The 617-nt window shown below is 81.4% G+C and carries 1 protein-coding gene; it reads left to right on the top strand.

The genetic code is table 11. The features are described from left to right. Positions 1–530 (top strand): rhodanese-like domain-containing protein (locus tag GTR00_RS22230; protein WP_323132681.1); only part of this gene is annotated, 530 nt, incomplete at its 5' end. Positions 531–617: the final 87 nt, after the last annotated feature.

Genomic DNA, 617 nt, shown 5'->3' with positions numbered 1-617 from the left:
GCCCCTCCCCCGCCCCCGCCGTCGGCGCCGTCCCGGGGGTCGACGTCCCCGGGGTCGACGGGGACGCCGTCGCGCACTTCGCGGCGCGGCTGCGCTTCGAGACCGACGTCTCCGACGTGGCCGCCGCGCTGGCCACCGGCGAGCCCGGGTTCGTCCTCGTCGACAGCCGCGGAGGGGCCGCGTGGGCGCAGGGCCGCGTGCCCGGCGCCGTGCACCTGCCCACCGCGCTGGTCGCCGAGCGCGCCGCGCACCTGCTGGAGCGGTCCGTGCCGGTGGTGACGTACTGCTGGGGCCCGGGCTGCAACGGCGCCACGCGCGCGGCCCTGGAGCTGGCCCGCCTGGGGTACCGGGTGCGCGAGATGCTCGGCGGCTTCGAGTACTGGGCCCGGGAGGGCTTCGCCGTGGAGACGGACGCCGGCGCGCTCGCGCGCCCGGCGGACCCGCTGACCGCCCCCGCGGGTGTCCCGGCGGGCGTGCCGGCGGGCGTGCCGGCGCGCGGGGCGGCGCGCGGGGCGGCCTGCGGCTGCTGAACCCGGGGCGTCGCGGGGCCTCCCGCGGTGTCGGTGCCGCGTGCTTGTCTGTGCGGCGTGACGATCCCCGCCCCCGCCTCCCCCGAC

Origin of the sequence: Kineococcus indalonis (assembly GCF_009906395.1) — a bacterium.
Taxonomy (GTDB): domain Bacteria; phylum Actinomycetota; class Actinomycetes; order Actinomycetales; family Kineococcaceae; genus Kineococcus; species Kineococcus indalonis.
Note: the sequence above shows the minus strand (reverse complement) of the source record. Positions and strands in the feature narration are given on the sequence as shown.